Origin of the sequence: Bradyrhizobium sp. 2TAF24 (genome assembly GCF_052115025.1) — a bacterium.
GTDB lineage: Bacteria > Pseudomonadota > Alphaproteobacteria > Rhizobiales > Xanthobacteraceae > Bradyrhizobium_A.
Genome location: NZ_JBFRFW010000012.1, coordinates 212,511 through 231,399, shown reverse-complemented (window position 1 = coordinate 231,399; position 18,889 = coordinate 212,511). Strand labels below are relative to the sequence as shown.

The following is an 18,889-nucleotide window of genomic DNA, read 5'->3' as shown; positions in this document are numbered from 1 at the left end:
GCGTCGAGGTGGCTGACACGACCGGACTGCAATTGCGCTCGTTGATCACGGCGCAGGGAGAGCTTCAGATTTCACTGGCGCGCGTCGCCATTCCCGAGCCCGCCGCCGACGAGGTGGTGGTGCGTGTCGAAGCGACGCCGATCAATCCCTCCGATCTCGGCCTGCTGATCGGTCCGGCGGACCCGGCCAGCTTCACGACCTCCGGCAGCGGCGACGATGTCGTGGTGCGCGCCAAGGTGCCGCAGGCGGCACTGGCGGGGCTCGCCGCGCGGCTCGGCGAGGCGATGCCGGTCGGCAACGAGGGCGCCGGCACGGTGATCGCGGCGGGCAGCAGCGCGGCGGCGCAGGCGCTCAAGGGCAAGCTCGTGGCGATGATCGGCGGCGCGATGTACGCGCAGTACCGCGTCATCAAGGCGTCCGACTGCCTGCCGCTGCCGGCGGGCGCGAGCGCGGCCGATGGCGCGTCGTGCTTCGTCAATCCGCTGACGTCGCTCGGCATGACCGAAACGATGCGCAGCGAAGGCCTCACTGCGCTCGTGCACACTGCTGCTGCATCCAACCTCGGCCAGATGCTCAACCGCATTTGCCTCCAGGACGGCATCGGCCTTGTCAACATCGTGCGCAGCGCCGGGCAGGAGAAGATCCTGCGCGACCTCGGCGCCACCCATGTGGTGAACTCCACGGCGCCGACCTTCATCGCCGACCTGACGCAGGCGCTGACCGAGACCGGCGCCACCATCGCCTTCGACGCCATCGGCGGCGGCAAGCTCGCCGGCCAGATCCTCAACGCCATGGAGGCGGCGATCAACGCCCGCGCCAAGGGCTACAGCCGTTATGGCTCGAGCGTGCACAAGCAGGTCTATGTCTATGGCAGCCTCGACACCGGGCCGATCGAACTGTCGCGCGGCTTCGGCATGGCGTGGGGCGTCGGCGGCTGGCTGCTGTTTCCGTTCCTGATGAAGGCAGGGCCGGAGGTCGGCGCGCGGCTGCGCGCGCGGGTGCTGGCGGAATTGAAGACGACGTTCGCCAGCCACTACACCCGCGTGGTGTCGCTGCAGGAGGCGCTCGATCTCAACAACATCGCCGTCTACAACAAGCGCGCGACCGGCGAGAAATTCCTGATCGATCCGAGCAAGGGGTAGTTCGTCGCGCGCGTGGTGATACGCGGGGCAGTCGATCGACCGTGTCACGCGTCACGTAAACCCTCATGGTGAGGAGCGCAGCAACGCCGCGCGTCTCGAACCATGAGGCCGTGGCGTTGCGGCGACGATGCGATAGGGCCTCATCCTTCGAGACGCGGCTTCGCCGCTCCTCAGGATGAGGGGCAGTGCTGTCGCGCCTGAAGCGTTGCCGCGCTGAGAGCGCATCGTTTTTCTCTCCGTCATCACCGGGCCGGCGCGTCAGCGCCGTGACCCGGTGATCCAGCTCGCGGACGCTCGTCGTGTGGTGAGCCAGCTGGATTGCCGGATCGAGTCCGGCAATGACGCTGAATGTGGAGCGGGCGCGGTGCGCGCCTGACGCAGCGGGCGCCACGGATGCGCGCTGTGTTCATCCTCATGGCGAGGAGCGCGGCAGTGCCGCGCGTCTCGAACCATGAGGCCGAGGCATCGCGGCGACGATGCGATGGGGCCTCATCCTTCGAGACGCGGCTTCGCCGCTCCTCAGGATGAGGGGCAGTGCTGTCGCGCCTGAAGCGTTGCCGCAGCTGAGAGCGCATCGTTTTTCTCTCCGTCATCACCGGGCCGGCGCGTCAGCGCCGTGACCCGGTGATCCAGCTCGCGGACGCTCATCGTGTGGTGAGCCAGCTGGATTGCCGGATCGAGTCCGGCAATGACGCTGAGTATGGAGTGAGCGCGGTGCGATCCTGACAGCTGCCGACAGCGGCTGACCCACACCCCTCAGCTCGCGCGCAGCACCGCGGCGACGCCGTTGGCCAGCAGGCGCTCGTCGTGCCTCTTCCAGGCGAGCGCGCGGCGCTCGGGGGTGAGCAGTCCGCGCGTCTCGGCGAGGATCATCCACACAAAGCCCCACCAGTCGGACACCATGTCCTCGTAGTCGCCGAGGTCGTAGCCGTGCTTGAGCGCGAACACGTAGGCCCTCTTCGGCGTCAGCTTGTCGAGCCATTTGTGGTCGGCGGCGACGAGGTCGTCGTCGTCGAAATCGTCGAGCGTGTAGCCCCAGATGGTCTGGCAGACGCGGTTGAACTCGCGGTCGATGTCCTCATCGGCGCCGCTCCAGGCATGCAGCCGCTCGAGCTCCCCGCAATAGAGGCTGATACGCTTCAGGCATACAACATCTTGTTTAAGTGCGCCCATGGGTCCACCTGTGGTGTGAATCAGTTGAGACCACATCGTACATAAATCTTGCTAATGTTCTATCTTTGTTCTTAAGTTCGGTTAACTTTTTCAACCCATGATGGCGCGGACGAAGGAGGCTGGCATGGACGGAGGCCACGGCGGCAGTACGCCGCGACCCGTGGTGTTGAGCGGGCCGGTCACCGAGCGGCAGATCTCGTCGCGCCGGCGCGACATCGCCCGCCTGCGCCATGACATCCGCCTGCAGCAGGCGGAAATGCAGACCCTGATCGCCTGCGATCTCGACTGCACCGGTGCGGCGACGCTGCTGCTGCGCATGCGCCGCCGTCTTGCCGACCTCATCGCCGAGCGTGACGCCATGATGACGGCGCTACTGCGGCCCGGCGCCGGCGCGCCGCCGCGGCCCCACGGCTGATCGAAACTCTGGCCACGCGCCTCTGGCGCTGTGGCCGGCATGCACCTACATGCGCTTGCATCCGGCGGCGCCGCAGCGTTCGGATCGTGCATTCAGCGCATCGCGATTGCACAGCAACAGCCGGTCTTGCGCCGGCCCAAGGAGCAGGAAACCCCCATGTCGCTGTCCATCTACGATCTCACCGTCCCGACGCTGCAGCGCGGGCTGCGCACGCTGTCGTTCTATCTCGACCGCGCGCAGGCGTCGGCCGACGAGCGCAAGTTCGATGTCGCCGTGCTGCTCAACGCGCGCCTTGCGCCGGACATGCTGCCGTTCACCGGCCAGGTGCAGCGCGCCAGCGACACCGCCAAGGGCGGCGTCGCGCGCCTCACCGGCATCGAGGCGCCGAGCTTTCCCGACACCGAGACCACGGTCGCCGAGCTCAAGGAGCGCCTCGCGAAGACCATCGCCTTCATCGATGGCGTGGCGCGGGCGCAGTTCGAAGGCAGTGCCGAGCGCGTCATCGAGTTCCGCGCGCTGCCGACCATGCCGGGCGCAGGCCATCTCGTGGCGTTCGTGCTGCCGAACTTCTTCTTCCACCTCGCCACCGCCCACGGCATTCTGCGTCACAATGGCGTCGCCGTCGGCAAGCGCGACTATCTCGGCGCCAACAACCCTTGACGGGGCGGGCCGCGCCGCGAATCCCGGGTGTCGCTCCGCTCAGCGGGCGACAGGCCGAAGTCGAAGCGTGCGCCCACCCCTCATGGTGAGGAGCGCGGCGACGCCGAGCATCTCGAACCATGAGGCCGAAACGTTGCGGTGATGATGCGGAGGGCCTCATCCTTCGAGACGCGGCTACGCCGCTCCTCAGGATGAGGAGAGATACTGGCGCAGAGGCGATAGCGGTGTGTGATCCGTAGCCCGCATGAGTGCAGCGACATGCGGGAGAGGCGGTGCCGCGATCCCGGGTGTCGCTTCGCTTACCCGGGGGACAGTCGTGAAAGTAGCGCGCGCGCTTTACGACCCCGCCGCAGCAGGCACGGCCTTGGGCGCCGCGGCGGGCAGGGTCGGGGTCATGCCCATCAGCCAGCGCATCGGCGGCCAGGGGCGGATCAGCCAGTGGTAGACGGCGAGCGAGAGTGCCGTCGACGACAGCGTGATCAGCGTCACGGCGAGCCACACCGGCAGCGCCAGCGGCAGCAGCAGCGCGCCGATGGCGAGCAGCGGCGCGTGGTGCACGATGTAGATCGGCAGCATCGCCTCGTTGATGTAGGTCACCGCCGGATGCTCCGGCGGGGCGAGGCGGGCGAAGCCGCCGAGGGCGGCGCCGACCGCGGCCCAGCTGAGGATGCCGATGAACACGCGGCCCAGGGTCGACTCCCCACAGATCATCACGCCGGCGAAGGCGGCGACCATCAGCAGTGCGAGGCGCGGCGCCTCGGTCTTCATCCCGACCTCGAAGCCGGGCCACGCCGCGATGCCGGCGCCGATGGCGACGCACAGCGTGAAGTAGGCGAAGTTGGTCCAGTCCTGGATCAGGTTCGGCAAGTACGGCCAGAAGCCGTTGAAGATCGCGAGCAGCGCCGCCATCGGCAGCGCCGGCAGGTACACCACCCATGTCGGCGGCACGCGCAGGTTCGGCGGCCGGCGCAGCAGCACCATCAGGAGCGGCAGCACCAGCACCGACATCAGGAACAGGTAGGCCAGGAAGTAGAGGTGCGACCAGGTCACCTGCTTGATGAACTTGAGGTTGCGCGGGAAGAATTCGAAGAAGCCGCCCTGCAGCGGCTCGACGTAATGCAGCCCGGTGAGGCTGATGTCGCGGCCATGGCTGAGCTCGATGTACTTGATCATCGAGCCGAACACGACGACGCCGAAGATCAGCGGCACGAGCAGGCGCGTCGCGCGCTCGCGCAGGAAGCGCCACGGCCCGCGGCCGCGCAGCGACTTCAGCGATGCCCAGCCGGCGAGCACGAACCAGCTGGTCATCAGCGTCGGGCGCAGGAATTCGTAAATCGCCGAGGCCATCATCGACGGCTCGGCGCTCTTGAGGTGGTAGCGTGGCTCCACGGCGAAGATCAGCAGCGCATGCGCCAGGATCACCCCGAAGCACAGCACCACACGCAAGAGATCGATGTCAGTTCGCCGCATGGGTCCCCGCATGCTGAAAGGTCTGGGCGCCGGGCGCCCGGCGGGCCCCCGCGCCGCCGACTAAGAGGGCGTTTGTGGCGGACATGGGGCTGTCACGATCCTGCAGCGGGAAACCGCCATGCTGTCAAGCCGCTCTGTCCGGCCGCTGTGGACCTGGCCGCCCGGACCGGGCCCTGCGGCGCGGAGCGCGACCTGCTGTCGCGGGGCACTGAAGAATTGCGATCGGGGTTGCAAATCGCCAAAATATCGGGTGATTCCGCGCCTCGGCCCTGCGGTAGCGGGGGAGGGGTGAAAATGGCGCGCTGGCGCGTTCATCGTGCGGTGCGGCAGAAATGGCGGTTGCAGTCTGAAAATGGTGAAGTCGTCGAAACTGGTGGTGGCGAAGCGGGGGCGGGTGCTGCTGGTGCGGCGCCGGCGCGATCGTCTCTGGATGTTTCCCGGCGGCCGGCGGCGGGCCGACGAGAGCGAGAAGGCCTGCCTGCGCCGCGAGATCAAGGAAGAGCTGCCGAAGCTGAAGCTCGGCCGGCTCAAGCTGTGGAAGGAAGTGACGGAGCGCAACCGCCGCTCCGGGCGCAAGATGAGCGATGCCATCTTCGTCGCCACCAAGGCCACCGGCCATCTCGTGATCGGCGACAAGCGGGAGATCGACCGGGCGATCTGGCGCAAGCCGCGCGGCATTCGCCTGACCCCGACCTCGCGCTTCATTCGCGACAAGCTTTTTCCCAAGCGCACCCGCCGGCGCTGACGCCGCCGCGTCCGGCGCGCGGCTCAGGTCTTCGGCGCGATCGAAGGGCTGCGGTCGTCGTCGCCGCGCTCGCCGATGGGGGCAGCCTTGTTTGATTCAGCTCTGCTTGATTCGGCTTTGGCGGATTTGTCGGACGGCCTGGCCGCGGCCTTCTCGGCCGTTCTGTCCGGCGTCTTGTCGCCGGCTTTCGTCGGCGCCTCGTCGTTCAGGTTCCAGATCTCTTCCGCTCTCGGCAGAACCTCGCTGGTTCTGGGCATGGTGATGTCCTCCGCCCTACGCGACCCCCGTCGGTCTTCCCGTAGCAAACCGGAGCTTTGTTAAAGATCTTGTTCTTGTCCGGGCGGTTACAAGGCGGGGAGGTGCATGTTCTCTATTTGTTCCAATTCCTGCCCGGCAGGAAAGCCGCCCGCGCCGGGGCCGTCCGGATGCCGCGACACGAGATCGCCCGCGGCTGCAATTTTTTGAGGGCGGCGGTCTTGAAATGCCGAGGCGCTGTTCTAAATCGCTTTTCGCCGCCGACGGCGGTGTCGGACGCCAACTCGGGTCCGGCGACTGAACCGGCGTCTCATCGATGCATTGCCGTGATGCCTTGCAGCGATGCCGACGCCCCTTCGTATCCAGCTTGCTCTCAGGAGAACTTGGCTATGAGGACCTACGATCTCCATCCTCTCTGGCGCTCGACCATCGGCTTCGACCGCCTCTTCAACATGCTCGACGAAACCCAGCACCGCGCCGACGACAACTATCCGCCCTATAACATCGAGCGGCTCGGCGAGGATCGCTATCGGATCTCGCTCGCGCTCGCCGGCTTCGGGCCTGACGAGATCGCCGTGACGGCCGAGCAGAACGTGCTCACGGTGGAGGGCCGCAAGAACGACAAGGAGCAGTGCGAGTACCTCTATCAGGGCATCTCGGCGCGGCCGTTCAAGCGGCAGTTCAATCTTGCGGACTACGTCCAGGTGACGGCTGCGACGTTCGACAGCGGATTGCTGCGCGTTGACCTCGTCCGCGAGATTCCGGAGGCCATGAAGCCGCGCCGGATCGCGATCAATGGCAGCGCCATGCAGATTGCGCAAAAGGCGGCCTGAGCCGCCGCGTCACACTTCCCCTGGTTGCGCGCGGACCGTGCGAGGTCCGCGCGGCCGCAGGCCGCCGCGAGGGCATCCGCCGTCGTGGTCGGCCCGCGCTCATCGATCCGTCTCATTGAAAGGAGCAGAAGAGGAGACATAGCATGAGCAAGGCTGATAGATTCTCTGGCAACGCCGGGCCAGCCTTCCATCCGGTTTTTCACTATGCCTCGCCTGACGACGTGCTGCAGGACGGCGAGCTGTCGATGGACGAAAAGCGGGTGATCCTGTCGTCGTGGGCGTCCGACATGTATGCCGTCGAGTCGAACCCGGCCTTACGGAAAATTCCCGGCATGGCGCGCGACCTTCGCCTCGCCGACATCCTGTCGGCACTGAAGCGCCTCGATGACGACGACCCGCCGCCGCGGGGCGGCATGGCATTGCGGCCGCCGCGCCTTGGCGACCTCGACGGCATTGCCGTCGAGAAGCCGCGGCGCGCCGGCAGCAGGTCCGGCGCCGCGAAGCCGCGCCGGCCGATGCGCATCGCGCTTGGGGCCGGCCGGCCGTGGACGCGCGACGACAACGTGCGGCGCTACCGCAGGCTGCTCAAGACGCAATTGACCGATCTGGAGCGCGCGTTCGTCGAGCGGCGGCTCGCCGAGGAACTGGGGCAGTAGTCGCTGGCAAGGGGCGGCGGCTTGCGGTCGCGCCACGCCATCCCCCGGGTGCTGAAGTCTCGGGGCGCGGCAAGACAGGGCTGCCACGCGCTAGAGAATTTGATGCCGAGCGGCTCGGTCCGTGCCGATGGCGGTCAATGTCTCGCCGGCGGAAACTGCTGCTGGAAGGCTGCGACCTGCGCCTTGATCTCGGCCATCTGCGCGCGGCAACGTTCGTCCTGTTCCCGGAGCTGGCGGTGCTGGAATGCCCGCGCGCGCTCGACATGACGGCGCACCAGCTCGCGCTCGGAGACGTCGCCGATCAGCTGCCGCGTTTCCGGCGCCATCTCGCCCGGCTGATCTGTCATCGTCGCGCACTCCCGCTTGCAGCATGGAGTGTCGGTATGCGCTGCAAACGCGTCAATTCGTTGTCCTCATGGAACGCGGCGCTGCAGCTCAGCCATGCTGCTGGCGTTGTTCCCGAGCATGTGCGTGAGGGAGTCATGGTGATTCGCCGCGAAACAAATACACGCATCGCGGCAGGCGTCGTCCAAAAGCAAAAAGCCCGGCACGAGCCGGGCTTTTGCGATGTCGCGAGGTCGACGGCGGCGCGCGGCCGCCGCAGCGCTCAGTTCGCCGCGAGATGCTCCTCGGCGGCTGGCAGCAGGGTGTAGATCACGTCATTGACGTTGGTCGGGGTGCCCTTGATCAGGCCGGCCTGTTCGAGGCGCTCGTAGCGGGTCCGGTTGATGTGGCCTGCGGTGTATTTGCGGCCATCGGTACGCTTCATCGACTGCAGCAGCTTCAACGCGTCGTCTTCAAGCTTCATTTCAGTTCCCTGTCCAAAGCACCACCACGAACTCGAACGTACGTCCGTATGACGCTATGGTGACGTGGTTAACCAATGGTTAACGCGCCGTCCAGCCATTGTCGCGTGTGCGGGAACCTGCAGACTCGCTGTGATTCGTGGCGGCGCAGGAAAATGCCGCCTGCGAATCAGGCGGAGCCGCGGTGCGCCTACGCCTTGTGTCCGAGATACGCCGCGACGTTGCGCCTGATGCGCGCGAGCGGGGCTTCCGACGGATCGGGCAGCGGGAAGGCGCTGCCGGTGATGCGCTCATAGGCGCTGACATAGATCGCCGCCGCCGCGAGAATCACCTCTTCGGGAATCGGCGGGATCGGATCCTTGTAGGGATCGCAGCGCGCGGCGACCCAGCGGCGCACGAAATCCTTGTCGAAGGTGTCGGGCGGCGCGCCGGCGGCGAACTTGATGCCATAGTTCTCCGCCAGCCAGTAGCGGCTGGAATCCGGGGTGTGGATCTCGTCGGCGAGCACGAGGGCGCCATTCTCGTCGAAGCCGAACTCGTACTTGGTGTCGACCAGGATCAGGCCGCGCCTGGCTGCGATGTCGCGGCCGCGCGCGAACAGCTTCAGCGCCACGGCCGACACTTCGTCCCATTGCGCCTGCGTCAGCAGGCCGCGCGACACCACCTCCGCGCCGCTGAGCGGGGCGTCGTGGTCGCCATGGGCGGCCTTGGTGGTCGGGGTGATGATGGTCGCCGGCAGCTTCTCGTTGTCACGCAGCCCGTCGGGAAAGGCGTGGCCGTACATGGTGCGCTCGCCCTTGCGGTACATCTGCAGGATCGAGGTCGAGGTGGTGCCGGCGAGGTAGTCGCGCACCACGATCTCCACCGGCATCATCGACAGCCGCCGGCCGACCAGCACGTTGGGATCGGGATAGGCGACGACGTGATTGGCAACGATGTCGCGGGTCTGGTCGAACCAGTAGCGCGCCACGCCCGTCAGCACCTGGCCCTTGAGCGGGATCACGGCGAGGTTGACGTCGAACGCGCTGATGCGGTCGCTGGCGATCAGGATGCGCCGGCCGTCGGGCAGGTCGTAGTTCTCCCGGACCTTGCCGGCATAGTGGCCGGGCAGGTCGGGCAGATGGGCGTCTGCAAGGGTGTAGCGGGCGAAAGGCTTGAGGTCGTTGGCTGTCGTCATCGCGGCACTATAGGCAAGCGCGGTCGCGGCCGGAAGCGCCGCGTGCGCCCCTGTCCACCGACCGGGGAGCGCCCCTCAGGCGAACATCGCGGCGAGCAGGGCGGCGCTCAGCACGGCGATGCCGGACACGGCAAGGCTGAGAAACCGCAGGCTCCAGTTGTCGAGGTTCGCAGCGTCGAAGGTGTCGGCGTCGTGGTGCGATCCGGCGCGGCGCCAAAGAAGCGAGGCACGCATGTCACTCTCCCATCGCGAGGCGAGAAGCTTGGCGCTCAATTGATTAAAAATGTCCGAATCGCTCCGGCCGTGGCGACCGCCGGTTCCGCCATGCGGTGGTCACGGGCGGCGGCGCCGCTCCTGCATTGACAGCGCCGCACGCGCCGGAGTTGAGTGCCGCTGGAACGTGGAGCAGAAGCGCATGCGGCTGGTGGGGGCGATCGGGATGATGCTGGCGCTGATCGTGCCGGCCGACGCGGCGTGCGTGTGCCGCTGTGTCGATGGTCAGATGCAGCCGCTGTGCAACAACACCATCGACATCCCGCCCGTGTGCATGCCGACCGTGTGCGGAATCGTGCCGCCGTCGGTCGCGCCGATCGACATGCCCCGGATCCCGCCGCTCGGCGCCTCCAGCTGCAGCCAGCGCCAGGTGCAGAACCCGAACACCGGGCGATATGAATGGCAGCGGGTGTGCGAGTGACGCGTCATGCCCCGCATGTCGCTGCACTCATGGGGGCAATGGTTTCTCTCCTCATGGTGAGGAGCGCGGCGCCGAGGTTGTTCGATCGGACCATGCCGGTCTTGCGCCGCGCGTCTCGAACCATGAGGCCCGGGCGGTGCCGCGTGATCCTGTGATGCGTCTCGGCCTCATCCTTCGAGACGCCCGCGGCGCGGGCTCCTCAGCATGAGGGGGAAGGGGCGCTGATCCCGGGGGCGAAATCCTACCGACCATCCTCCGCCAGCACACGGCATAGCCGCTGGGCACTGGCGGCGACGGTGTCGACGCTGTCGGCGTAGCCGCTGCGGATCCAGCTCTTGGCGATCTGCACCATGGCGCCGACGGCGCCGGCACGCGTCAGCGCGGTGCCCTTGAGGCGGGCGTCGGCATCAGGCGCGAAGGTCCGCGACAGCAGTTCGCCGAACGCGCGCAGCAGCTCGGCCCACACTTCATCCACCGCCGGTCCGACGCGGGCGATCTCGATCACGAAGAGACGCGCGCCGCTCGGATCGTCCTTGAGGATCTGGTAGTAGCCGCGCAGCACCGCGCGGCCGCGTTCCTCAGCCGTGCCGTCGTGCTCGCGGCGGATGGTGTCGAGGTGGTCGATCACGCGGTGCGACACGGCGTCGAACGCGGCGATCAACAGCGCCTCGCTGTTGGCGAAGGATTCGTAGAAGTAGCGCTCGGTGAGGCCGGCGGTCTCGCACACCGCCTTGACGGTGGTGGGGTAGCCCTGCGAGCCGTAGAGCGCGATCGCCGCCTCGATCAGCCGGTCGCGCCGCTCGCGCTGCCGTTCCTCGGCGGAAACCCCTGCGTAGTGTCGCGCCCGTGCCGTCGTCGCCATGCCCATCGCGTTCCCGGCGCCATGTTCCCGAACAAAGGGGCCGCGGCCGGCCTTGACATGGCGCATTGTCAGATGTTCAATTCTGACAATACCGCATGTCAGAAGACATGTCAGAAAAAATGTGGCCGGGCGAACAGGCAGGCAGCAAGGGAGCGACGTGATGGGTCCGGTGGGCAATGCGGCTGCGCGGCAGCCATCTGCGGAGGTGGTGACATTGGAGCCCCGTGCCATCGATCCGGCGGCGCGGCGCGCCGAGCCCGTGCATTACGACGTGCTGGTGGTCGGCGCCGGCATCTCCGGCATCGGGGTCGGTTATCACCTGCAGCGTGATTGCCCGACCAAGAGCTTCCTCATCCTCGAGGCGCGCGACGCCATCGGCGGCACCTGGGACCTGTTCCGTTATCCCGGCATCCGCTCCGACTCGGACATGCACACGCTCGGCTTTCGCTTCCGCCCCTGGCGCGGCGAGAAGTCGATCGCCGACGGCCCCTCGATCCTCGCCTATCTCAAGGAGACCGCGGCGGAATACGGCCTCGACAAGAAGATCCGGTTCAAGCACCGCGTGACGCGCGCCGCCTGGTCGTCGGCCGAGGCACGCTGGACGGTCGACCTGACGACGCCGGAGGGGCCGACGACGCTGACCTGCGGCTTCCTGCAGATGTGCAGCGGCTATTACGACTACACCGGCGGCTACATGCCGGGCTGGCCGGGCATGGACAGCTTCAAGGGCACCATCGTCCATCCGCAGGCCTGGCCGAAGGATTTCAACTACGACGGCAAGCGCGTGGTGGTGATCGGCAGCGGCGCCACCGCGGTGACGCTGGTGCCGGCGATGGCCGAGCGTGCCGCGCATGTCACCATGCTGCAGCGCTCGCCGACCTACATCGTGTCGCGGCCGGCGAAGGACCCGATCGCCAACTGGCTGTATGCCAAGCTGCCCGAGCGGCTGGCGCATGGCCTTGCGCGCTGGAAGAACATTCTGCTGCAGATGTATTTCTACAACATCGCGCGGCGCAAGCCCGAGCAGGCCAAGAAGGGCATCATCGCCCTCGCCAGGCAGGAGCTCGGCCCGGATGTCGATATCGAGAAGCATTTCACGCCGCGCTACAATCCATGGGACCAGCGGTTGTGCCTCGTGCCCGACGGCGACATGTTCAAGGCGATCCGCGACAAGCGCGCATCCGTCGTTACCGACGAGATCGCCACCTTCACCGCGACCGGCATCAAGCTGAAATCCGGCGAGGAACTGCCGGCGGACATCATCGTCACCGCCACCGGCCTCAACATGAAGCTGATGGGCAACGCCGACATCGTGGTCGACGGCAAGGTGTTCGATCCCGGCCAGTCGCTGAGTTACAAGGGCATGATGTTCAGCGACGTGCCGAACTTCGCCTCGACCTTCGGCTACACCAACGCGTCGTGGACGCTGAAGGCCGACCTCACCGCCGAATATCTCTGCCGCATCCTCAACCGCATGGACCGCGGCGGCTACGCCTACTGCACGCCGCGGCGCGATCCGGCGATGGCCGAGGACGCGACCCCGCCGCTCGCCTCCGGTTATATCCAGCGCGCGCAGGCGCATCTGCCGAAGCAGGGCGCGCAGGTGCCGTGGAAGCTCTACCAGAACTACGCCAAGGATCTTTTGGCGCTGCGCTTCGGCAAGATCGACGACGGCACGCTGGTGTTCTCGAAAGCGCCGCAGGCGGCCGCCCGGCCGCTGGCGAAGCAGGCGTGATCATTTTCACCGTCATGCCCGGGGTGGTCGGTCTCCCGCCGCAACCACTCCTCATGGTGAGGAGCGCGGCGCTCGCCGCGCGTCTCGAACCATGAGGCCAAGGTCGTGCCCCACATTCCTCCTTCGAGACGCCCGCGGAGCTTGTCATCGGGCCGCACTTTGCGCGGACCCGTTGGCGGGCTCCTCAGGATGAGGCAGAGACTGGACGACCGCTCCGCCTTACGATCAAGATCTCCCGTGATACTCAGAAAGGCATCTTCCCCATGGCCAGCCGCATGAACCTTGCCGACCGCACGGCGGTGATCACGGGCGCCGGCAGCGGCATCGGGCGCGGCATCGCGCTGGCGCTGGCGCAGCGCGGCTGCCATCTCGCGCTTGCCGACATCAGCGAGGCCGGCCTCGCCGAGACCGTGGCGCAGCTCACCGCGCTCGGCAACAGGAAGCTGCGCATCAGCCGCCACAAGCTCGACGTCGCCGACCGCGATGCCACCGCGGCGCTGCCGCAGCAGGTCAGCGCGCAGCATCCCGGCGTCGATCTCCTGTTCAACAACGCCGGCGTCGCGCTCGGCGGCACCTTCGAGCGCGTCTCCGAGGAGAACTTCGAGTGGCTGTTCGAGATCAATTTCTGGGCGGTGGTGCGTCTCAGCCGCGCTTTCCTGCCGCTGCTGAAAGCGAGCTCCGACGCGCGCCTCGTCAACGTCTCCAGCATCTACGGCATCATCTCGCCGCCGGGGCAGGCGGCTTATTCCGCCAGCAAGTTCGCGGTGCGCGGCTTCTCCAACGCGTTGCGCCATGAGTTCGCCGGCAGCAATGTCGGCGTCACCGTGGTGCATCCCGGCGGCGTCGCCACCGGCATCGCCGACAGCGCCCGCCATGCGGCCGACGCCACCAACGAGGAGATCGAGCAGGGGCTCGCCCGCGCCAGGCGCATGCTGACCCTGCCGCCGGAACGCGCCGGCGAGATCATCGTCAGCGGCGTCGAGCGCCGCGCGGCGCGCGTGCTGGTCGGCAACGACGCCAAGTTCATCGCGCTGCTGGAGCGGCTCGCTCCGGTGTCGTACTGGAACACGCTGCAAAAACTGCTGGTGCGCTCATGACCGTGATCCTCGTCCTGCTTGTCATCCTCGCCCTGGTGGTGGCGGGCCTCGTTTTCTTTTCCGCCAGCACCGCGCGCAAGGTCGAGGCGGCGCTGCCGCCGCCCGGCCGCTTCATCGATGTCGACGGCTGCCGCCTGCACTATGTCGACACCGGCGGCGACAAGCCGCCGCTGGTGATGATCCACGGCCTCGGCGGCACGCTGTTCAACTACCGCTATGCGCTGATCGACCGCCTCGCCGCCGACTATCGCGTCATCGCGGTGGATCGTCCCGGCTCGGGATATTCGGAGCGGCCGGCGGACGCCTCCGCGACCCTCGGCGCGCAGGCCAGGACGCTGGCGACCTTCATCCGCGCGCTCAAGCTCGACAAGCCGCTGCTGGTCGGCCACTCGCTCGGCGGCGCGCTGTCGCTGGCGATTGCGCTGGGCCATCCCGACTGCGCCGGCGCGCTGGCGCTGATCGCGCCGCTGACCCACGCCCAGGACGAGGTGCCCGAGCCGTTCCGCGGCCTCGTGGTGCCCTCGCCGCTGGTGCGGCGGATCATCGCTGCGACCCTGGCGGTGCCGCTGTCGATCCGCCGCGCGCAGGCGACGCTTGCGGTGGTGTTCGGCCCGGACGCCGCGCCGGCCGACTACGCGACGCGCGGCGGCGGCCTGCTGGGGCTGCGGCCGAAGAGCTTCTACAACACCTCGAGCGACCTGATCGCCGTCAACACCGACCTGCCGGCGATGATGGCGCGTTATGCGACGGCGCTGACCCTGCCGATGGCCATGCTGTACGCCAAGGGCGACCGCATCCTCGACTACCGCGCCCAGGGCGAGGCGATGAAGCGCACCTGCCCGGCGCTCGACCTGACGGTGCTCGACGCCCACGGCCACATGCTGCCGATCACCGCGCCGGAGCGCTGCGAAGCGCTGATCCGCAGCGTCGCCGCACGCATGCCGGCGTCACGCGCGGTGGCGTGAGGATTACGCTGCTGAAGTCTCAAGATCAGGGGAGACGTGTCAGGACGGTGGGTGGAGACCGAGCTTACGTTCCAGATGCCTGGTTTTGTCGGCGGGCGAGAGACAGCCTGCCGGCATCGTCTCCCCCGCTCTCGTCAAGAAAACGATTGGTAACGTGTACTCGTCTGCATAAGACGCGGCGGGAGGAAAAGGAGCCGCCCGCCGGATCGTTGCCAGCGCGGCCTTGTTCAGGGCGTCGGAGCAGGTTGGTGTGACGACGGAGCTTTCCAGCAGTCGTCCGCTTGCATCCAGCCGGAAGCCGACGATCACGGTCCCGGTGGCGCCCTGGGCGTCCGCCGGATACTGCTTGAAGCGATCGATGTGCGCGACCACCGCCGCGACCACCGCCGCCGCTGCATTGTTGCGAGGCGCCTCGGCTTTGTCCCGAGGCGAGCCGAGTTCGAGCGGCGGTGGCAGCGGCAGATCCGTCTTGGTCAGAACATCCTCCGCCCGCGCGGCGGAAGCCAGCAGGACGGCAATCGTGAGATATGAAAGCAGCTGCAGCGTCATCACTCCGGCGGATGCAATCCGAGCGCGCGATCGCGCTCGCGGTCTTTCTGCTGCGGCGTCGCGCAATCCAGCCGTGGATCGACTTCGTGTGCGGATGCTTTCGTCTTTAGGAAGACCACGGGAAGCGTATAGGACGCATTTCTGGGAATGTCGGCCGGAAAAGGAGATGCGCGCCCCAGCGCAGCGAGAACCTCGCGATCAAGCACATCGAAACATGATCCTGTGAGGACGGAGCTTCTGGTGAGGCGTCCTTCCTCATCCAGCCGGAATATCACGACTACGGTCCCTAAGGCTCCCTGCGCGTCGGGCGGATAGTGGATGAACCGCGTGATATGCGAGACCGCTTTTCTTGCGATCTCATCTGAGAGAGGCGCTTTATCGGCCTGTGCCTGCGCCGGTGAAAGAGCGGCCGTTAAAAGCAGCGTGATGACAAGAGTGCGAAACATCATCTTGTGAAAAATAGGGCTGTGAGCCAATGCTCATGACATCATCACAGCGCGCTACGCTTGTCGAGCGTGCGCTTTGTCGCGTCAGTCGCGGCTGCTGATTGTCATCATCATTGCCGCGCGTTGCGGCCGAACAGTGTGACGCACGCTTGCCGCAGCCAGCGATGGCCGGCGTCGCGGTGGTAGCGTTCGTGCCAGTATTGCGCTACCGCGATTGGCGGCATGGCGAGAGGAGGGCGGAAGCTCACGAGGCCAAGCCGCGGGCCGATGGCCTCGGCGAGATTGGCGGGCAGGGTGGCAACGCCGTCGCTGTCGGCGGCCGCGACCGCCGCGGCGACGAAGCTTGGCAGCCGCAGCAGCACATGATCGGGCGCGATCGCGGTCTCGATCGCCTGCTGCGCCATGGCGTGGGCGGTGTGGCCGGTGTCGGAGGCGGTGACAAGGATGTGGCGCGCGGCGCGGAAGTCGGCGAGGCGCGGCAGCCGCGTGCGGCGCGGATGATCACTGCGCACCACGGCGAGATAGCCGTCGGTGTAGAGCAGTTGCCGCCGCAGGTCGCCGGGGGCCCTCGCATAGGCGCCGAGCGCGAGGTCGGCGTCGCCGCTGGCGAGCCGCGCCTCCATGTGGCTGCCGTCGAGCGGCAGCGCCTCGAGCTGCAGGCGCGGGCCGGCGTCGGCGAGGTGCGCGGTCAGCGCCGGCAGGAATCGGATCATGCCGACATCGCTCAGCAGCAGGCGGAAGCGGCGGTGCGACGCGCGCGGCTCGAACGGCAGCGTCGCCGGCGCCGCAAGACTGTCGGCGGCGCTGAGGAGATCGCGCAGCGGCGCCTGCAGCGCGGCGCCCTTGGGCGTCGGGCGCATCGCCTGGCCGTCACGCACCAGCAGCGGATCGTCGAAATGGGCGCGCAGCCGCGCCAGCGCCTTGCTCAGCGTCGGCTGGGTGGTGTCGAGGGCGGCCGCCGCCCGTGTCAGCGACCCCAGGCTCAGCATCGCCTGCAGCAGGCGCAGGTCGCGCAGCGTCAGATCCGGATCATTCCCCAGGGGCATGATCGTCATTCCCGTTTCGACATCGCCAGAGCATGCGGCCCGGCCTAGCCTCTGGTCAAGATGACAACAGCGGCGCACCACCACGACAGCCGCCATCGGGAGACGACGCATGCCCAAGTTCAAGATCGAACCGCATTTTCGCCTGCAGGAATGGGTGGCGGAAGAGAAGGGCTACTTCCGCGACGAGGGGCTCGACTACGAGTTCCGCGAATTCATCCGCTCCACCGCCGGCGCGCATCATGTCACGCAAGGCGCCAGCGGCGCGTTCCAGAGCATCGAGAAGGGGCGCGAATCCAACATCACCTGCGCCTGCCACTGGACGGTGAACGTCGCGGCATCGCGCGGCCACACCAAGCTGTTCGCGGACGCCTATTCGGTGGCGCCATCAGGCATTTTCGTGCGCGCGGAGTCGCCGATCAGGACACCGGCCGATCTCGCCGGGGTGCCGATCTCGGTCGGCTTCCAGTCGGGCAGTCACTACGCCACCATCCAGGCGCTGGAATCCTACATGCCGGCGGAGCAGATCAAGCTGTCCTACGACGAGGGCATGCTGTTCAGCCGCATGGAGGCGTTCTTCGAGGGCCGCGCGCAGGCGGCGACGCTGTTCGGCGGTCCCTATTACTTCGCCGAGCAGCTCGGCTATCGCAAGATCATCGACACCACCTTCATGATCGGGGCGATGATCAACGGCGATCCGGACATGGACGACGTGCGGAAATATTTCCAGGCGCTGCGCCGCGCCCAGCGCGACATCGATCTGCGACCGGAGCTCTACACCCACTACTACAAGATGGAATTCCCGGAGCGTTTCCACGACGCCATGGACACCCGGCGCTGGGGACCGGGCGAGCGCATCGTGTTCGAGCCCTACAGCCGCGCGGTGTTCGAGCAGTCGTTCGACTGGATCGCGCGGCACGAGATCTTCGAGGCCGGCAGCATGGGGTCGGGCAACTACGACGAGGCCACGGTGTCGATGGTGCTGGCGTGACGCGGCGCCGGTACGCCGCGCTCAATCGCCGGCGCGTCGGCACAGCACCGCGGTCGAGACCTTGAGCGGCTCGCCTTGCAGGGTGAAGGCGAGGTTGCGCACCGCGGTCGCGGAGTGGCCGGCGAGCACGTCGGAAATCTCGGCGATGTCGGTGGTGAAGCGGATCTTGGCGAGGCAGGCCGCGGCGTCGACGCCAGGGGCGAGGCGGAACAGCCGGGTCAGGAGGTCGTCGACCTTGAGCGCGGCATGGGTGACCTTGCCGGCGGCATCATAGGTCGCGTCCTCTTGCCAGTAGCCGTCGCGATCGAAGAAGATCATCGGCGTGAAGGCGGCGGTGTCGCCGACATAGTAGTTGCGCTCGGCGTCCTCGAAGATCTCGCGCACGGTGCCGCCGCTGCCGCGCGCATAGACGATGCCGGCGCGCGAGTTGGTGATCAGCGCCTCCTCGCGCAGGCTGTTCTGGAAGAACTTGGCATAGTGGCTGGCGAACGGGATGGTCGGTTCCTGGCCATAGCGCCAGGTCGGCACGGCGAGGCTTTCCCCGGCCTTGGGCGGGGCGAGCTGGCGGGCTTCGAGCGCGACGTTCATCCAGCGCTGCGCGGCGTCGAGGTCGGCGGCGCGGCTCTCGATGATCTCGCCGTCGTCGGCGATCGCGCCGAGCAGGTTGGGCAGCACCGGCGCCTGTCCGAGCAGCGCGAGCGCCCGGTCCAGCACGGCATCGTCGGCATCGGCGAACAGTGCGCCGAGATGGGCCGCCTCCATCGCGCCGGGGCCGCCGCCGCTGACGATGAAGTAGCCCTGCCGCGTCAGCGCGCGCGCCAGCTGCACCACGTCGCGATAGGCCGCGTCGGTGCGGCTCAGTCCGTGACCGCCCATGATGCCGACGAGCTTCGGCGTGCTCTGATCGAGAAAGCGCTTCAGCGCGTCGCTGATATAGGCGTCGTGCTCGGCCTGGCCGCGGCGGACCGCCAGCGTCTTGGGGCTGGCGGCACCGTCGGCGATGTAGCGGCGGTACATCCGGAAGTCCCAGCCGTCGGCGAACCCGAGCCGCCGGTTCGGGTCATATCCCTTCAGCAGGTCGGCCGAACGGTACAGCTCCTTCGGGGTGGGGTAGGTCATGGGCGGCTCCCTGGCGGGTTCAAAAGGGTTGAATGAAAAAGCCTTGAATATAGCGC

At 67.4% G+C, this 18,889-nt stretch carries 23 protein-coding genes; 11 read left to right on the top strand and 12 right to left on the bottom strand.

Features of this window, described 5'->3' with window-relative positions; all coding sequences use genetic code 11:
• Positions 1–8 precede the first annotated feature (8 nt).
• Positions 9–1,142 carry a zinc-binding dehydrogenase gene (locus AB4Z37_RS19885; RefSeq protein ID WP_441518470.1) on the top strand — a complete coding sequence of 378 codons (1,134 nt, stop codon included), beginning with the start codon at positions 9–11 and terminating at the stop codon, positions 1,140–1,142.
• Positions 1,143–1,898: 756 nt separating this feature from the next.
• On the opposite strand, the gene AB4Z37_RS19880 is transcribed toward AB4Z37_RS19885, so the two are convergent.
• A complete protein-coding gene (locus tag AB4Z37_RS19880) occupies positions 1,899–2,315 on the bottom strand; it encodes a hypothetical protein (protein ID WP_441518469.1) in 417 nt (138 codons plus the stop codon).
• 124 nt (positions 2,316–2,439) lie between these two features.
• Between AB4Z37_RS19880 and AB4Z37_RS19875 the strand changes: the two genes are divergently transcribed.
• Complete coding sequence (locus tag AB4Z37_RS19875; RefSeq protein ID WP_441518468.1) at positions 2,440–2,730, top strand: hypothetical protein; 291 nt, start codon at positions 2,440–2,442, stop codon at positions 2,728–2,730.
• Positions 2,731–2,886: 156 nt separating this feature from the next.
• On the top strand, positions 2,887–3,390 hold the full coding sequence (locus AB4Z37_RS19870; RefSeq protein ID WP_441518467.1) for a DUF1993 domain-containing protein: 504 nt from the start codon (positions 2,887–2,889) through the stop codon (positions 3,388–3,390).
• A 336-nt stretch (positions 3,391–3,726) separates the two neighbouring features.
• Here the strand turns inward: AB4Z37_RS19870 and AB4Z37_RS19865 are convergent, their stop codons facing one another.
• Entirely contained in the window at positions 3,727–4,860 is a 1,134-nt protein-coding gene (locus AB4Z37_RS19865; RefSeq protein WP_441518466.1) for an acyltransferase family protein, read from the bottom strand.
• Positions 4,861–5,212: 352 nt separating this feature from the next.
• Between AB4Z37_RS19865 and AB4Z37_RS19860 the strand changes: the two genes are divergently transcribed.
• Entirely contained in the window at positions 5,213–5,605 is a 393-nt protein-coding gene (locus AB4Z37_RS19860) for an NUDIX hydrolase (protein WP_441518465.1), read from the top strand.
• A 23-nt stretch (positions 5,606–5,628) separates the two neighbouring features.
• Here the strand turns inward: AB4Z37_RS19860 and AB4Z37_RS19855 are convergent, their stop codons facing one another.
• Positions 5,629–5,862: a hypothetical protein gene (locus AB4Z37_RS19855; protein WP_441518464.1), complete on the bottom strand. Its 234-nt coding sequence runs from the start codon at positions 5,860–5,862 to the stop codon at positions 5,629–5,631.
• 387 nt (positions 5,863–6,249) lie between these two features.
• On the opposite strand from AB4Z37_RS19855, the gene AB4Z37_RS19850 reads away from it, so the two are divergent.
• The gene (locus AB4Z37_RS19850; protein WP_441518463.1) at positions 6,250–6,693 is read left to right on the top strand and encodes an Hsp20 family protein; all 444 of its coding nucleotides are present in this window, start codon (positions 6,250–6,252) and stop codon (positions 6,691–6,693) included.
• Positions 6,694–6,836: 143 nt separating this feature from the next.
• Complete coding sequence (locus AB4Z37_RS19845; protein ID WP_441518462.1) at positions 6,837–7,349, top strand: hypothetical protein; 513 nt, start codon at positions 6,837–6,839, stop codon at positions 7,347–7,349.
• Positions 7,350–7,483: 134 nt separating this feature from the next.
• Here the strand turns inward: AB4Z37_RS19845 and AB4Z37_RS19840 are convergent, their stop codons facing one another.
• From AB4Z37_RS19840 to AB4Z37_RS19825, 4 genes are all read right to left on the bottom strand, one after another.
• Positions 7,484–7,696, bottom strand: coding sequence for a hypothetical protein (locus AB4Z37_RS19840; protein ID WP_441518461.1), 213 nt, complete (start codon positions 7,694–7,696; stop codon positions 7,484–7,486).
• A 260-nt stretch (positions 7,697–7,956) separates the two neighbouring features.
• Positions 7,957–8,157: a hypothetical protein gene (locus AB4Z37_RS19835; protein ID WP_441518460.1), complete on the bottom strand. Its 201-nt coding sequence runs from the start codon at positions 8,155–8,157 to the stop codon at positions 7,957–7,959.
• 188 nt (positions 8,158–8,345) lie between these two features.
• On the bottom strand, positions 8,346–9,332 hold the full coding sequence (locus AB4Z37_RS19830; protein ID WP_441518459.1) for a phosphoribosylaminoimidazolesuccinocarboxamide synthase: 987 nt from the start codon (positions 9,330–9,332) through the stop codon (positions 8,346–8,348).
• Between the two features lie 75 nt (positions 9,333–9,407).
• Positions 9,408–9,566, bottom strand: coding sequence for a hypothetical protein (locus AB4Z37_RS19825; RefSeq protein ID WP_441518458.1), 159 nt, complete (start codon positions 9,564–9,566; stop codon positions 9,408–9,410).
• Positions 9,567–9,747: 181 nt separating this feature from the next.
• On the opposite strand from AB4Z37_RS19825, the gene AB4Z37_RS19820 reads away from it, so the two are divergent.
• Positions 9,748–10,026: a hypothetical protein gene (locus AB4Z37_RS19820; RefSeq protein WP_441518457.1), complete on the top strand. Its 279-nt coding sequence runs from the start codon at positions 9,748–9,750 to the stop codon at positions 10,024–10,026.
• Positions 10,027–10,267: 241 nt separating this feature from the next.
• Here AB4Z37_RS19820 and AB4Z37_RS19815 read toward each other — a convergent pair whose 3' ends face one another.
• Positions 10,268–10,888 (bottom strand): TetR/AcrR family transcriptional regulator, encoded by a 621-nt coding sequence (locus AB4Z37_RS19815; RefSeq protein WP_441518456.1) that lies wholly within the window; start codon positions 10,886–10,888, stop codon positions 10,268–10,270.
• Between the two features lie 160 nt (positions 10,889–11,048).
• Here AB4Z37_RS19815 and AB4Z37_RS19810 point away from each other — a divergent pair, with 160 nt between their 5' ends.
• The 3 genes from AB4Z37_RS19810 to AB4Z37_RS19800 all read left to right on the top strand — a co-directional run bounded on the left by AB4Z37_RS19810 (position 11,049) and on the right by AB4Z37_RS19800 (position 14,685).
• The gene (locus AB4Z37_RS19810) at positions 11,049–12,623 is read left to right on the top strand and encodes a flavin-containing monooxygenase (RefSeq protein WP_441518455.1); all 1,575 of its coding nucleotides are present in this window, start codon (positions 11,049–11,051) and stop codon (positions 12,621–12,623) included.
• 263 nt (positions 12,624–12,886) lie between these two features.
• Positions 12,887–13,720: an SDR family NAD(P)-dependent oxidoreductase gene (locus tag AB4Z37_RS19805; protein ID WP_441518454.1), complete on the top strand. Its 834-nt coding sequence runs from the start codon at positions 12,887–12,889 to the stop codon at positions 13,718–13,720.
• Positions 13,717–14,685, top strand: coding sequence for an alpha/beta fold hydrolase (locus tag AB4Z37_RS19800; RefSeq protein WP_441518453.1), 969 nt, complete (start codon positions 13,717–13,719; stop codon positions 14,683–14,685). The genes AB4Z37_RS19805 and AB4Z37_RS19800 overlap by 4 nt, the downstream gene beginning before the upstream one ends.
• A gap of 39 nt (positions 14,686–14,724) precedes the next feature.
• On the opposite strand, the gene AB4Z37_RS19795 is transcribed toward AB4Z37_RS19800, so the two are convergent.
• The 3 genes from AB4Z37_RS19795 to AB4Z37_RS19785 form a co-directional block, all read right to left on the bottom strand.
• The gene (locus AB4Z37_RS19795) at positions 14,725–15,234 is read right to left on the bottom strand and encodes an energy transducer TonB family protein (RefSeq protein ID WP_441518452.1); all 510 of its coding nucleotides are present in this window, start codon (positions 15,232–15,234) and stop codon (positions 14,725–14,727) included.
• On the bottom strand, positions 15,234–15,710 hold the full coding sequence (locus AB4Z37_RS19790; protein ID WP_441518451.1) for an energy transducer TonB: 477 nt from the start codon (positions 15,708–15,710) through the stop codon (positions 15,234–15,236). Before AB4Z37_RS19790 ends, AB4Z37_RS19795 begins: the two co-directional genes overlap by 1 nt.
• A gap of 80 nt (positions 15,711–15,790) precedes the next feature.
• Positions 15,791–16,735 (bottom strand): LysR family transcriptional regulator, encoded by a 945-nt coding sequence (locus AB4Z37_RS19785; RefSeq protein ID WP_441518450.1) that lies wholly within the window; start codon positions 16,733–16,735, stop codon positions 15,791–15,793.
• Between the two features lie 100 nt (positions 16,736–16,835).
• On the opposite strand from AB4Z37_RS19785, the gene AB4Z37_RS19780 reads away from it, so the two are divergent.
• On the top strand, positions 16,836–17,714 hold the full coding sequence (locus tag AB4Z37_RS19780) for an ABC transporter substrate-binding protein (protein ID WP_441518449.1): 879 nt from the start codon (positions 16,836–16,838) through the stop codon (positions 17,712–17,714).
• A gap of 21 nt (positions 17,715–17,735) precedes the next feature.
• On the opposite strand, the gene AB4Z37_RS19775 is transcribed toward AB4Z37_RS19780, so the two are convergent.
• A complete protein-coding gene (locus AB4Z37_RS19775; protein WP_441518448.1) occupies positions 17,736–18,833 on the bottom strand; it encodes a hypothetical protein in 1,098 nt (365 codons plus the stop codon).
• Positions 18,834–18,889: the final 56 nt, after the last annotated feature.